Consider the following 13,843-nt stretch of genomic DNA (forward strand, 5'->3'; position numbering starts at 1 on the left):
TGATGAGAACCGATACATTGTCTTGCAGTTATCAAATGAATACCACACCTACGGACTTTTCCCGTGTGTTATTGGCGGAACAAGAGAAATTCTTTCTAGCCAAACAAGCCCAAGAACCGTTCGGGGAAGGCTGCCGTATTGAAACGATGATCCAAACCAAAACCTCCCCGCGGTTGGTACCTGCCGTCATGACGGTCAAAAAAATTGCCGCGGATGAGCTGTGGCTTCGTACGACCCATGAAGAAGGAGTGATCGATCAACGGTACAGTTTTGCTCCAGGACGAAAAGGGAAGCTGCAAGTCACGTATTCGGAACAAAGCCGTTTTGCGCAGCAGAAAACAACTTACAGTTTTATGCTGGCGGCGCTGTTTTACAAATTCTTTTTCAATCGCGGCGTCAAAAAACGCTTGCGTTATCTTGAAGCAGCTTGTCAACGAGCAGGGACAAATGAAAAAAATGGGGAAAATTGAGGATAGCAATGATAGAAATTAGGAATGAACAACTCTTTCACTTATACAATGAAAAAATCAGTTATATCATAAATGTGTTACCAAATCAGCAACTGGGTCATGTCTATTTTGGGCCATCTCTAGGCACACTGGCGCCGTTTGATCAAGCGTACCTTGAGAAAAAAGAGAATAAATCGGCAGGAACCGTCAAATTTTTTGAAGCAGACAATCTTTTTACTTTGGCGGACCGTTTTCAAGAATTGCCAACGTATGGGACTTCTGATTTTCGAGAAGGGGCAGTGTCGGTTTTTGAGGAAGAAACCCCACTTTATGTTGATTTTAAACTTGTGGCTTTTCACTGTTTTGAGGGCAAAGAACGAAAGCTGGCGCAACCAGCCAGCTTTGCTTCTGCTGATGAAAGCCAAAGCATCGTCTTTGAATTAGTAGATCAAGAGCGGCAGCTGGAAATGGCGATCACCTATACGATCTTCAAAGGATCGGGAACCATCACGCGGCAGCAAACACTGACCAATACGGGGAGCAAGCCTAGAACCATCCAGCGCTTTTTGAGTGGTGTCTTGGAGCTGAAAAATCGCGATTTTGAACTGCTGCATCTTTCAGGCGCATGGCTGAAAGAACGGCACATCAAGACGGTCCCTTTGACCCAAGGGACGATCAGTGTCGGCTCGTTAAAAGGAGCGTCTGGTCATCAGCACAATCCTTTTGTCGCCTTAAAAGAACAGCAAGCCACCAATGACACTGGTCACGTCTATGGTGCCAACCTGATTTATTCGGGCAACTTTTTGGCGCAAGCGGAAATGGATGAGTGGGACAACGTTCGATTGATGTTGGGGATACATCCTGAGCATTTCAGCTGGCAGCTTTCACAAGGAGAAACCTTTGAAGCCCCAGAATGTCTCTTCACCTTCACCGCTGATGGTCTGAATGGCTTGAGTCAAGAATCCGCCCAATTTATCGAAAAGCATGTGATTGCCCCTTATTGGCAAAAGCGGCAGCGGCCGATCGTCTTTAATAATTGGGAAGCGACTTATTTTGATTTTAATGAAGAAAAGCTGTTGACTTTAGCCCAAGAAAGCAAGGCATTAGGGATGGAGTGCTTTGTGCTGGACGATGGTTGGTTTGGAAAACGCAACGACGACCGCAGTTCATTAGGCGATTGGGTGGCGGATCCTGCCAAATTTCCAAAAGGAATCGGGTCTTTTGCTGAGAAAATTCATGCCATGCAGCTGCAACTGGGGATTTGGTTTGAACCAGAAATGGTTTCGCCAGATAGTCAGTTGTACCAAGAGCATCCTGAGTGGGTAGTCAAGCATCCTTATGAGCGGATCTCTGTGGGGCGCGGGCAATACGTGTTGGATTTTGCCAATCCAGCAGTGGTCGAGGCGATTTTCGAAGCGATGCAAAAAGTGATCCTTGAAACCAAGCTAGATTACATCAAATGGGATATGAACCGCAATATCACTGAAGCTTACTCTCCCTATTTAGCAGAACAGGGGATTTCTCAGACGGAGTTTTATCATCGCTACATTTTAGGTCTTTATCGCTTATATGAAAAAATCTTAGCGGCGTTTCCGACCCTTTTGATCGAAGGCTGTGCTGGCGGCGGGGGCAGATACGATTTAGGGATCTTATTTTACAGTCCGCAGATTTGGCCTAGTGATGATAGTGATGCAGTGGAACGTTTAGCCATCCAAAGCGGAACGTTGTTAGGGTATCCTTTGTCCTCTTTCAGCAATCACGTGTCGGCGGCACCAAACCACCAAGTCGGCCGGGCAACGTCTTTAGCCTTTCGGCAAACCGTCGCAATGTTTGGGCCTTTGGGGTATGAACTCGATCTCTTTCATTTGTCTGAAGCTGAAAAGCAGGCAATCAAATCCCAAATCGTCTTTTATAAAAAACAGCGGCAATTGCTGACCTTTGGCACTTTTTACCAGCTGCAGCAGTTGGACCATGCCAATGAAACGACTTGGGCGGTGTATGATCCGCAAAACGAAGAAGCATTGATTGCTTTCTTTCGCGTGTTGGCACAAGCCAATCCGACGGCGGAAGACTTTTTGCCCGCAGCCTTTCTCAATGCCCAACAGGTGTACCAGGTCAATGGCGAAACTGTCTCTGGTCAGCTGTTAAGGCAATTAGGCTTGCGTAAACCCTATCAGTTTAATGCCGTCAACCATGGAACAGCGCAAGTCACTGGCGATTTTCAATCATTTGTCTACCAGTTACAAGCCAAAAAAGGAGTAGAATGATGAGCAATCAATTGTTTGATCAGCAGTTTATGCATGGCGGGGATTACAACCCCGATCAATGGCTGGCTTATCCAGAAATCTTGCAAAAGGATCTTGCCTATATGCAGCAAGCCCATGTCAATACCGTCACATTAGGGGTGTTTGCTTGGAGTGCCTTGGAGCCACAGGAAGGTGTTTATCAGTTTGACTGGTTGGATCGTGTGTTTGATCAGATCCATGACATCGGCGGCAAAGTCATTTTGGCCACTCCTAGCGGTGGGCGTCCTCAATGGCTGAGTCAAAAGTATCCCGAAGTCAATCGGACCAACGCCCAAGGACAAAAACATACCCATGGGTTTCGCCACAATCACTGTTACTCTTCACCGATCTATCGGGAAAAGGTGACGCAAATCAATCAACAGTTGGCAAAACGTTACGGCAAGCATCCGGCATTAGCCATGTGGCATATCTCCAATGAGTACTCTGGGGAATGCTTTTGCTCCTATTGTCAGGAAAACTGGCGCAGCTGGCTGCAAAAAAAATATGGTGATTTAGCCACGTTGAATCATGCCTGGTGGACTTCTTTTTGGGGCGGTACGTACTCTGATTGGTCGCAGGTTTTACCGCCTTCACCTTTAGGGGAACACAAAGTGCATGGCATGGATCTTGATTGGAAACGATTTGTCACAGATAGGACGATCGATTTTTATTTGCATGAATGTGCGCCGATCCGTCAGCTGACACCGGACATTCCTGTGACGACGAATTTTATGGCGGAAGGACATGCTACCCAAGATTTTATTCCTTTAGAAGGCATTGATTACAGCAAGTTCGCTCGTCATGTGGACATCGTTAGCTGGGATAGTTACCCTGATTGGAACAACAACTTTGAATCCTTGGCAGCGACAGCGATGAAATCCGCCTATGTCCATGACCAGTACTGGTCATTGAAGAAACAGCCCTTTTTAGTGATGGAATGCACGCCGAGTTTTGTTAACTGGCATTCCTTCAACAAAGCGAAAAAGCCTGGTGTCCATCAGTTGAGTGCCATGCAGCAGATCGCCCATGGCTCAGATAGTACCTTGTATTTTCAATGGCGCCAATCCCGCGGCAATTCAGAAAAATTCCATGGGGCAGTCGTGGGACATGATGATTCCACGGAGAATCGAGTCTTCAAAGAAGTTGCGGCTTACGGCAAGCGCTTGGAAAAAATCAAAGAGATTCAAGGAACCACAAGAAAAAAAGCAGTGGCGATCCTATTTGACTGGGAAAGCAACTGGGCATTGAAGCGAGGCGGCGGGTTTGGTCGACCAACCAGACGGTATCCGCAAACGTTGCAGGAGCATTATCGTTATTTCTGGGAACAAGACATCGCTGTCGATATTTTGACGCCAGAGCAAGATTTTTCTGACTATCGGTTGGTGATCGCTCCGATGCTTTACTTGATGTCATCGGAGACGATGGCAAAACTTTGCCAGTACACGGAAGCTGGTGGTACCTTGATTTCCAGTTACTTTAGCGGCATGGTCAATGAAACCGACCTGTTGTATCTGGGGGGCTTGCCACAGCCGTTGCGAGCATTATTAGGCATCAACGTGCTGGAGCTGGAAACTCTTTTTGACACTGAACACAATCAAGTGGTTTTTCAAGGACAGCCCTTTGAAACACGGGACTATTCTGCAATCATTGAAGCCGAAACAGCGGAGGTGCTAGGGGAGTATCAAGCGGATTTTTACCAAGGAACACCTGCGATCACCAAACATGCCTTTGGTGCAGGCACCGCTTACTATCTGGCGGCTCGCACCAACTATGACTTTTTCGAACAGTTTTATGCCTCTTTGGTCCGTGAGCTGTCCTTGGCAGAGGAAAGGATCGCGCATGCCAATCCTGCAGTCTCGATCCAAGGCAGGTTCAGTCCAGAACGAACGTACTTTTTCATCATGAATTTTTCTGAGAAAGAGCAGACACTACACTTGATCAAAGAAGTCGTTGATTTAGAGACCAATCAAGCAGTCCCTCAAACAGCAACCTTGGCGCCGTATGAAGTGCGAGTGGTTTATTTTAACAATTAGCTGACCATTGGAAAAACGTCCCTTTCGACAAATGCAGAAAGGGACGTTTTTTTGATGAATGGTTTATCAGAAATCATTCTGAATCGGCTGCTTGGTGCTTTTTCATCCATTGAGGCAATGCGGCACTGATTTGTGTCGGCAAAACGACATAGTGCTCTTTTGCCAATGCTTCGCCAATCAGGCTATGGAGATAGACAGCCGCTTGGATCGTTTCCTCTGTTTTTTCAAACTGTGCCAAAAAGCTGGTGATCATGCCTGCCAGCGTATCACCCATCCCACCAGTCGCCATTGCGGGTGTTCCGAGGGGATTTTGGGCGATGCTACTGCCGTAAATTTGTGTGCGATGGCTTTTTAAGACTACCAGACTTCCGAGTTTTTGTTGGGCTTGCTGATTGTTTTCCTCTGTCTGGTCGGCAATTGCCAGTCCGCTGAGCCGTTGCCATTCCATCTGATGCGGCGTGAAGACGACTTGTTCAGGAAAGGGGATGATCAGCGGATATTTGGCAGCCAAATTGATCGCCGAACCATCGATCACCAACCATTGGTGTTCTTTTTGGGCAGAAACGATCCGCTGCAGCAGATCAAAATTGCTTTTTCCTTCGCCTAATCCAGGACCAATCAGTAGGACGTCCGCCGATTCGGTGACCGTATCGATCAGTTCTGTTTGCTGCCAATCGACAAACATCGCTTCAGGCAAGCGGGCGTGCAGGGCGGTTCGGTTGACGCCATCGGAGATCACGGTGGTCAAACCAGTTCCCCCATACACACAGGCTTGCGCAGCCATTAAGATCGCCCCACCGAATTGGCGGTTGCCCCCTACTAAAACGGCTCGGCCAAAAGTGCCTTTGTGGCTTTTTGTCGGGCGCTGTTGGATCACTTTGGATAAAATTGCAGAATCAAGTTGCTCCATGCAATGACTCCTTTCGTTAATCAAAATCGAGTTATATTTATTATACCTGTTTCCTAGAAATTTCATAGAAAAGACCCATGGAAAAAGGCGCAATTTTTTTTCCTTTTTTGGTTTAAGAGTGTTATCATAAATAGCGAGAACAGAAATGGAGGGAACACTATGACAATCGATTGGAAAAAAGAGGTCGAAGCCCGCAAAGACGATTTGCTGAACGACTTGATTGATCTATTGAAAGTGAAAAGTGAAAGAGAAGATGATAAAGCGACTGCGGATGCGCCATTTGGTCCTGGACCTCGTGATGCGTTGCTACACATGCTAGCTTATGGCGAACGTGATGGCTTCACAGTCAAAAACGTCGATAACTACGCTGGTCACATCGAATTTGGTGAAGGAGACGAAACATTAGGGATCTTCGGCCACATGGATGTTGTTCCTGCAGGTGACGGCTGGTCAACCGATCCTTATGATCCAGTCATCAATGACAACAAAATCTATGCTCGTGGTTCTTCTGATGATAAAGGTCCTTCAATGGCTGCCTATTATGGGATGAAGATCATCAAAGAATTGGGCTTGCCATTATCGAAAAAAATCCGTTTTGTCGTTGGTTCTGATGAAGAAAGCGGCTGGGCAGATATGGATTACTACTTTGAGCATGAAGAAAAGCCTGATTTTGGTTTCTCACCAGATGCCAATTTCCCAATCATTAATGGAGAAAAAGGAAATGTGACATTAGGGATCCATTTCCAAGGCAACAATGAAGGAGACTTCACGCTGCAAAGCTTTACTGCTGGCTTGCGAGAAAATATGGTACCAGGAACGGCAACAGCAAGCTTCATTGCTCCATCAACAGAAGAAGCATTAGCGATCGAAAAAGCCTTTTTCGATTACGTTGAAGCCAATCCAGTGACGGGGACGATTGAAACAGAAAATGAACAAGTGACGATCGAATTAGTCGGTAAAGGTGCTCATGGTGCCAGCCCACAATCAGGAATCAATGCGGGGACTTTCTTAGCAGTCTTCTTAGATAACTATGCCTTTGGCGGCGGCGCAAAACAATTCATCCATGCAGCAGCAGCCTATGTCCATGAAGATTTCTACGGTGAAAAATTAGGTGTGGCGTACGAAGACGAAAAAATGGGTAAATTGACCATGAATGCTGGTTTATTTGCTTTCAAAGCGAACCAAGCAGGAACGCAAGCAGACAACTTTATCGCATTGAACTTCCGTTATCCTAAAGGGGTAACTGCGGAAGGACTTGAAATCGGTGTGGAACGCACCGTCGGTATGGAAGGGGCAACCGTTACCCGCAATGACCGCAACATGGAACCTCACTACGTACCAGCAGATGATCCATTGGTAGAAACTTTATTGGCGGTTTATGAAGAACATACCGGCGAAAAAGGCTTCGAACAAATCATCGGCGGCGGCACATACGGCCGTCTATTGAAACGCGGCGTTGCTTATGGCGCAATGTTCCCTGGCTATGTCGACACCATGCACCAAGCCAATGAATTCATGAGCTTGGATGACCTATTCAACGCAGCGGTGATCTATGCAGATGCTATCTACCGTTTGGCGAAATAAAGAGAGATTGATTGGGTCTGTTCACTCGCTAAATAAATACAATTGAACGTTTCGTGCGGCATTCTCGTATCTTTTTCATGTGAGAGAATGCCGCACTTTTTTAGTATGGAACAGGGGGATGAGTAGTAAAAAACACCTCATAGTGATGAGGTGTAGAAAATCATTATTTTAGTTTTTTAGCTGTGATTGCATCAGTGAGTGTTTTAGAAAAATTTAAGTGCATATCTCGTCCTAATTTATCCGCCCATTTAGGAATTGTCAATGTTTTCTTTACAGATTCCTGACTACCTAGATACTTTGAGACATCAACACTAACCATTGAGATAAAAGATTTATCAGTATCGTATGTAAAGTCAAAGGTTGGATCATCTTTGAAAGGATGATCCTTTTCAAGTGACAAGTGATTGATTGAAGAAGGAGACGGAATGTCCTGATCAGTCTCAATATCACTTGCCAAAACGTTTCCTAGCCAGTCGGAAGCCATAAATAACGCATCTGGAATATCTATTCCTTGTGTACCAGCTTGATTAGGAAAATCTGGAAATGAAACAAAGTATTTTGCTTTACTTTCCTCTGTACTATCATAATAAAACAGAGCGGGATAGCTGACTAACATTTTATTTACCTCCTTATTCTTTGTTTACTGCAAGAAGGAGGGGCTAAACTAGCCCGGCATCCTTCTTGATTCCTCGTTCAGTGTATTTGTTTAGTTCACCATGAGGAATAATGATAGGTCTCTTACCAGACTTCTCCTTTTTAATATGGGAGCCTTTGCCGCCTTTCGTTTTTTTCCACCCAGCAGATTTAAGTAAGCTGACCATTTCTTTTTGTGTCATCGGCATTGTGCACACATACCTCCTGACATTACTATTATACACGTGTTGCACGTATCAATCAACTTGTTTATTTGTTAAAAGTAAATGGGATATACGAAGTTTTGTAGTGTACTAGATGAACCATTTATATATAAATGAATAGTTATTGAGTTTATTTTTACCGTCAATGTCCCAATTTATTATTGACATCAAATCATCCGAATGATTTACTTTTTGTAAGGAGTTGAAAAGTGATGCCTGATTTGGTGAAATTTATTTTGGTTATTCTGGCGATTTGGGTGGTTTATCAAGTATTTACGACGATTTTATTTACCCTTTCCCAAAAAGCAGTTGCTAAACGAATCAAAAGCGGGAAGATGTCTGATCAGCAGTTGGCGAATTTGTACCACGCTGTAGCACGAGCAAATCAAGGAAGCAATTTCCAAGCGATTTTCTCTTATGGGCTCTTTTACCGCAGCCATGCAAAGCAAAGTGATGCGGTCTATGAACTGTATCGCGCAGAAATGGCGAAAAGAAATCTGTTGTAACCAACTGTGAAGCAGCTGCTTTCGAGAATATTGCTCGAAGTAGCAAAAAAGCCTAGGTCCTGCACAACAAGTGCAGAACTTAGGCTTTTTTGGTATTTACTGGGCAGCAAGCTGTGACAGATAAACACAGCTCCTTGCTGCAGCTATTTCTTGTCTTTGCTGCTTTTTTGATCCATGCCCGCACCGATCGCTACCCCTAGTGCGATGCCTAAACCCATGCCTAATGCTAGATTGTCAAAAAAAAGCAGCCCAAACGCAGCACCTAATGCCATTCCGACACCGATCCCCAGTCCCATATTGTTAGAAGCGGCTTCCTTTTCTTCAGACGTTTGCGGCGGTTTTTTCGTCATTGTGAAAAACCCCTTTCTTTTTAGTATAGAGGGGTTTCGTTTGGATGACAAATATTCGAACTGCTGCTCAGTGATATGCATCAGGAGAGTGCAACCGCTAAGTATAGCAAACGGGTTGAACCATTGGCCTATCTTCCGCCGGGCAAATAGTTACGCTCGGGGTTGTAGCGGCGAATGATCTTATTTTCAGCGAGTACGTGCTCATAATAATAAACAGGCGCATCCTTAGTCTCTAGTCGAAAAACAAAGACGAGCGGAACCTTTAAGACGGAATAGCGCGCGGGGATCGCAATATACGATTTTTGATTGCGCTCCATCGTCAGTGCGAATTCATCAAACAAAAGCGCCACTGGTGTGGGAAAGTTTACCAATTCATAATAGTGTTTTTCAAATGCATAGGTTTCTTGTTTTGCATAAGCGATTTTTGCAGCTGGCATACACATTCACCTCACTTGAATTATACGAACGTTTGTTCTGTTTGTAAAGTGAAAAATCACCAAACGAGGAAAAAGGAGGCGTTCTCTATGAAAAAGATGTTTTGCTAACAAGAAATTTGCTACACTAGAGAAAAGAAGGAATCAAAAAGGAGCAGCTACCATGGATTACGAACGTTTCGCACGATTACAGGCATGCTTTGCCGATGAAAAACTGCTGACCAAAGAAGGGTTCTATCGGTTGCGCTTGTCAGGGAAGGCGCAGTTCGAACTAGCCTTTATCAAAACCGGACCTTGTGGCGAATCTGTCTACCAGCCGCTGATCAAGGGCACTTTTGCTGAAAAAGAAGCAATCCCGACCTATTTGCTGGATCTTGCGGCGCAGCCTATGACGCAAATCAGTCAGCGAACCTCCGAAAATGAAGCCGTGTTAGATAAAGCGTTAGTAGCATTAATGGAAAAATGTGAGCAGGCAGTTGCCGTCAACGAAGCCGCACAAGAAGCCACACGTTAATTAGCATGACAAAGATACAAGAGCCGCCTGAACCTGATTTTTTACACTAAGCAAAAAAACGATCCTGACAAGATTCCTTGCCAAAGATCGTTTTTTTATTTTCCCGTGGAAATTAGTGTACTCATTCGCCGAAGTGGTCTGAGAAGCCTTGTTGCTTCATAAAGGCAGCGACATCTGGACGTCGCGGTTCACGGAAAAATTCCGTCATTTTCGTTTGCCAATTGGTTTGCTGTTGATTGCTGCTGCGCTGTGCATAATAGGCTTCTGTCGTTTGATTGTACTGGGCTGTTTGCTCCTGCGTCAGCGGTTGATACTGATCGACACTTACGATCGCTTCTTGGGGCAAGCGGACTTTCGGCTCATTTCTGTGTTGCGGATAGCCGATCGTTAAACCGAATAACGGAAACGTCAATTTTGGTAAGCCGACAAGTTCTGCGATACGAGGCAAATCATTGCGGATGCCGCCGATGTAACAAATTCCTAAGTCTTGTGCTTCAGCGTAAGCTACCATATTTTGGGCAGCGATGGTTGTATCAACGACAGACACAATAAATGGTTCCATCGTGGTTAAGTGGGTATCAGGCACCCCTGCTTGGGTCAGCAGCTGCTGATGCTTATGTAAGTCGGCGACAAAAAGATAGAAGACGCCCGTTCGAGTGATGTAATTTGGGGCACCGGCAATTTTTTCGATGGCAGCCAGTTTTTCAGGATCACTGACCTCAATGATCGAATAGGCTTGAACAAAGTTCGAACTGGAACCGCTCTGGGCAACCGTTACTAATTTTTGCTTGAGCTCCTTTGATAGTGGGCGTGATTGAAAATCTCTGACAGAGCTGTGGCGGGTAAAAGTATCAAAAAGATCCATCGTTTTTCCTCCTGTAACGTACAAATTTCTTTCTTCCTTAGTGTAACAGAAAAAAAGGAATGGGAACAAAAAGAATGTTTTCAAAAAATTTTCAAATTGATGTTTTATAGTTGCCAAGCACAAAAGTTTCCGTTATGATAATGATACATTCTTATTATTATTCCTTAGGGGAGTAACCGGTGGCGCAAGCTGCGATAATATCAACAGTAAGTAAGCTGGCGACAGCTTTCTGGTATTATTTGAAATGGTGAGACCTAAGACAAGCGTATACTTGTCTTAGGTCTCTTTTTTTCTAGCAGAGTGCCTAAGGAAAATAAAATTAAAAGGGGCAAAAAAATTGGCGAAAGAAATGTATCAAAAAGAAATCTCGGAAATTATGGCAGAGGTCCAGAGCAGTCCAGAGGGGTTGACGCAGCAAGAGGCAGCCAAGCGGTTAGAAAATGGCTTGAACCAGCTGAAGGAAGCACCTAAGAAATCAAGCTTTGCCTTATTCTTAGATACCTTCAAAGATGCGATGGTGATCGTCTTGCTGATCGTGGCAATCATCCAAATGGTTATGGGTGCCCACGTTGAGTCGATCGTTATCTTCGCAGTACTCTTGTTGAATTCCGTCGTCAGTGTGATTCAAACGAAAAAAGCTGAAGGGTCGTTAGACGCTTTGAAAAGCTTGTCGGCACCAGATGCTAACGTCATTCGGGATGGCAAAGAACAAAGTGTGCTGGCGAAAGAATTGGTTGTCGGCGATATCGTTATTTTAGAAGCTGGGGACTATGTACCAGCAGATGGTCGATTGATCGAAGAGGGTTCTTTGAAGGTCGATGAAGGAATGCTGACTGGGGAATCAACGCCAGCGGAAAAAGAATTAGGTGTGATCGATCGTACCGCACCGATCGGCGACCGTGACAACATGGTCTTCAGTGGAACGATCGTCACTTATGGGCGTGGCCGGTTTATTGTAACCGCGACTGGTAATGTGACGGAAATCGGTCAAGTGGCTGGCTTATTGGAAAGTACAGTTGAACACAAAACACCATTGCAAAGAGGATTAGACAGCTTCAGTAAAAAACTGAGCTTGGCGATCTTAGTCCTTTCATTGATTATTTTAGGGGTTCAAGTCGCACGGTTGTTCTTAGGTGACGGAACAGGTGATATGACACAAGATTTAGTCAACGCCTTTATGTTTGCGGTAGCCGTAGCCGTTGCAGCGATTCCAGAAGCCTTGCAATCGATCGTGACGATCGTTCTTTCGATCGGAACAAAACAAATGGCGAAGCGTCATGCCATCATTCGAAAACTACCAGCGGTTGAAACATTGGGTTCAACGAGTATCGTTTGTACCGATAAGACCGGGACTTTGACCCAAAACAAAATGACCGTTGTTGACTACTATTTACCAAATGGGCAAACGGGCACGTTCTCCGATGAGCCAACTACCTGGACATTGCCTGAAAAACGCTTAGTAGAGATCAGTGTCTTGGCCAATGATGCTGCCATCAGTGAAGATGGGGCGAAGCTAGGAGACCCTACTGAAATTGCTTTTCTGGATTACAGTGAGAAACTAAATCAGCCTTATCGGGCAATTCGTCAACAGTTTCCTCGTTTGCAAGAATTGCCTTTCGATTCTGATCGTAAATTGATGTCAACCTTACATGAGATCGATGGCGAACATTTATTGTTGACCAAAGGTGGGCCAGACATCGTCTTTGGCCGCAGTACCAAAGTCTTGATCGATGATCAAGTCGTGCCTTTAACAGATGAAATCAAGCAGAAATTGCAGCATCAAAACGAAGAATTCTCAAAACGGGCATTACGGGTCTTGGCGTTTGCTTACCGTCCATTGACCGATGCCCAATCACGAGAATTGACACTTGAAGATGAAAACGAGCTGATTTTGGTTGGTTTGATGGCGATGATCGATCCTCCTCGTAAAGAAGTCAAACAAGCCGTAGCGGATGCTAAATCTGCTGGTATCAAAACAGTAATGATCACAGGGGACCACAAAACGACAGCCGTGGCGATTGCACAAGAGATCGGTATTTCAGCCGAGGGCGACTTAGCCTTGACCGGTACGGAATTGGATGCTCTTTCTGAAACCGAACTAGCGGATCAATTAGACAAAATCACAGTCTATGCTCGTGTTTCGCCAGAAAACAAAATCCGTATCGTGCGGGCTTGGCAAGACAAAGGCAAGATCTCTGCCATGACCGGGGATGGGGTCAATGATGCACCCGCCTTGAAACAAGCGGATATCGGGATCGCAATGGGAACCGGAACGGACGTTGCCAAAGACGCAGCGGCGATGGTCTTGACGGATGACAACTTTGCCTCGATCATTCGTGCAGTAGAAGTTGGCCGAAACGTCTTTGACAACATCAAAAAAGCTATTTCGTATTTGTTTGCTGGAAACTTAGGTGCGATCATTGCGATCGTCTTTGCCTTAGTGATGGGTTGGGACAATCCATTTACTGCCTTGCAGCTGCTCTTTATCAACCTAGTCAACGACTCATTACCAGCGATTGCTCTAGGAATGGAAAAAGCCGAACCAACGATCATGCAGCGCCAGCCAAGAGATCCAAATGCTGGTATCTTCACTGGAAAAACATTGATCTCAGTAACGTATCGTGGTATTTTGATTGCCGCTGTCGTGATTTTGGCACAATGGTTAGGAATGAACCAATCACCTGAATTAGGTGTTGCGATGGCCTTCTCAACACTTATCTGGAGCCGAACATTGCAAACATTACCAGCACGCTCAAACACTGAGACTGCTTGGCAAGCTGGCCTTTTTGCCAATAAAATGGTATGGCTGGCGATCGTCGTTTGTGGTGGACTATACAGCATTACCTTGATTCCTGGCATCCGTGAAGTCTTTGCGATTCCAGCAACCTTCACTTTAGGACATGTCGGTCTGTGTATCGCAATGGCTGCTGTGGCAGTTGTTTTGATGGAAATCACGAAACTGATTATTATTGCCGTTCAAAAACGTCAAGGAAACGCCTAAAGCAAAAAACGTATCGATCAAACGATCGATACGTTTTTTTGTCGTTTATCCTCAC

13 protein-coding genes are annotated in these 13,843 nt (G+C 45.2%); 7 read left to right on the forward strand and 6 right to left on the reverse strand.

All coding sequences use genetic code 11. The features are described 5' to 3' along the window. The first annotated feature begins 2 nt into the window (after window positions 1-2). Genes IGI72_RS05675 through IGI72_RS05685 form a run of 3 tightly spaced genes read left to right on the forward strand, consistent with a single transcriptional unit; the run spans window position 3 to window position 4,767 of the window. The gene (locus IGI72_RS05675; protein WP_413152768.1) at window positions 3-470 is read left to right on the forward strand and encodes a hypothetical protein; all 468 of its coding nucleotides are present in this window, start codon (window positions 3-5) and stop codon (window positions 468-470) included. A gap of 8 nt (window positions 471-478) precedes the next feature. Beyond that, window positions 479-2,716 carry an alpha-galactosidase gene (locus tag IGI72_RS05680; RefSeq protein ID WP_413152769.1) on the forward strand — a complete coding sequence of 746 codons (2,238 nt, stop codon included), beginning with the start codon at window positions 479-481 and terminating at the stop codon, window positions 2,714-2,716. After that, window positions 2,713-4,767, forward strand: coding sequence for a beta-galactosidase (locus IGI72_RS05685; protein WP_413152770.1), 2,055 nt, complete (start codon window positions 2,713-2,715; stop codon window positions 4,765-4,767). Before IGI72_RS05680 ends, IGI72_RS05685 begins: the two co-directional genes overlap by 4 nt. A gap of 73 nt (window positions 4,768-4,840) precedes the next feature. Here the strand turns inward: IGI72_RS05685 and IGI72_RS05690 are convergent, their stop codons facing one another. After that, window positions 4,841-5,677: an NAD(P)H-hydrate dehydratase gene (locus IGI72_RS05690; protein WP_034868393.1), complete on the reverse strand. Its 837-nt coding sequence runs from the start codon at window positions 5,675-5,677 to the stop codon at window positions 4,841-4,843. 159 nt (window positions 5,678-5,836) lie between these two features. Between IGI72_RS05690 and pepV the strand changes: the two genes are divergently transcribed. Next, window positions 5,837-7,261: a dipeptidase PepV gene (pepV, locus tag IGI72_RS05695; RefSeq protein ID WP_005225493.1), complete on the forward strand. Its 1,425-nt coding sequence runs from the start codon at window positions 5,837-5,839 to the stop codon at window positions 7,259-7,261. Between the two features lie 163 nt (window positions 7,262-7,424). On the opposite strand, the gene IGI72_RS05700 is transcribed toward pepV, so the two are convergent. Together IGI72_RS05700 and IGI72_RS05705 are read right to left on the reverse strand one after the other, a co-directional pair. After that, window positions 7,425-7,877: a type II toxin-antitoxin system HicB family antitoxin gene (locus IGI72_RS05700; RefSeq protein ID WP_208769775.1), complete on the reverse strand. Its 453-nt coding sequence runs from the start codon at window positions 7,875-7,877 to the stop codon at window positions 7,425-7,427. Between the two features lie 43 nt (window positions 7,878-7,920). Then, the gene (locus IGI72_RS05705; protein WP_413152771.1) at window positions 7,921-8,103 is read right to left on the reverse strand and encodes a type II toxin-antitoxin system HicA family toxin; all 183 of its coding nucleotides are present in this window, start codon (window positions 8,101-8,103) and stop codon (window positions 7,921-7,923) included. 227 nt (window positions 8,104-8,330) lie between these two features. On the opposite strand from IGI72_RS05705, the gene IGI72_RS05710 reads away from it, so the two are divergent. Continuing rightward, complete coding sequence (locus tag IGI72_RS05710) at window positions 8,331-8,624, forward strand: hypothetical protein (RefSeq protein ID WP_005234725.1); 294 nt, start codon at window positions 8,331-8,333, stop codon at window positions 8,622-8,624. Window positions 8,625-8,767: 143 nt separating this feature from the next. Here the strand turns inward: IGI72_RS05710 and IGI72_RS05715 are convergent, their stop codons facing one another. Together IGI72_RS05715 and IGI72_RS05720 are read right to left on the reverse strand one after the other, a co-directional pair. Continuing rightward, on the reverse strand, window positions 8,768-8,974 hold the full coding sequence (locus IGI72_RS05715; protein ID WP_034857684.1) for a hypothetical protein: 207 nt from the start codon (window positions 8,972-8,974) through the stop codon (window positions 8,768-8,770). 128 nt (window positions 8,975-9,102) lie between these two features. Next, a complete protein-coding gene (locus IGI72_RS05720; protein WP_008378984.1) occupies window positions 9,103-9,411 on the reverse strand; it encodes a DUF5960 family protein in 309 nt (102 codons plus the stop codon). Between the two features lie 160 nt (window positions 9,412-9,571). Here IGI72_RS05720 and IGI72_RS05725 point away from each other — a divergent pair, with 160 nt between their 5' ends. After that, complete coding sequence (locus IGI72_RS05725) at window positions 9,572-9,922, forward strand: hypothetical protein (protein ID WP_208788196.1); 351 nt, start codon at window positions 9,572-9,574, stop codon at window positions 9,920-9,922. 121 nt (window positions 9,923-10,043) lie between these two features. Here IGI72_RS05725 and IGI72_RS05730 read toward each other — a convergent pair whose 3' ends face one another. After that, complete coding sequence (locus IGI72_RS05730; RefSeq protein WP_413152773.1) at window positions 10,044-10,787, reverse strand: NADPH-dependent oxidoreductase; 744 nt, start codon at window positions 10,785-10,787, stop codon at window positions 10,044-10,046. A gap of 349 nt (window positions 10,788-11,136) precedes the next feature. Between IGI72_RS05730 and IGI72_RS05735 the strand changes: the two genes are divergently transcribed. Beyond that, on the forward strand, window positions 11,137-13,788 hold the full coding sequence (locus IGI72_RS05735; protein WP_016608271.1) for a cation-translocating P-type ATPase: 2,652 nt from the start codon (window positions 11,137-11,139) through the stop codon (window positions 13,786-13,788). Window positions 13,789-13,843 lie beyond the last annotated feature (55 nt).

This window comes from Enterococcus sp. DIV1059_2 (genome assembly GCF_051713685.1).
GTDB classification, from domain to species: Bacteria; Bacillota; Bacilli; order Lactobacillales; family Enterococcaceae; genus Enterococcus_D; species Enterococcus_D casseliflavus.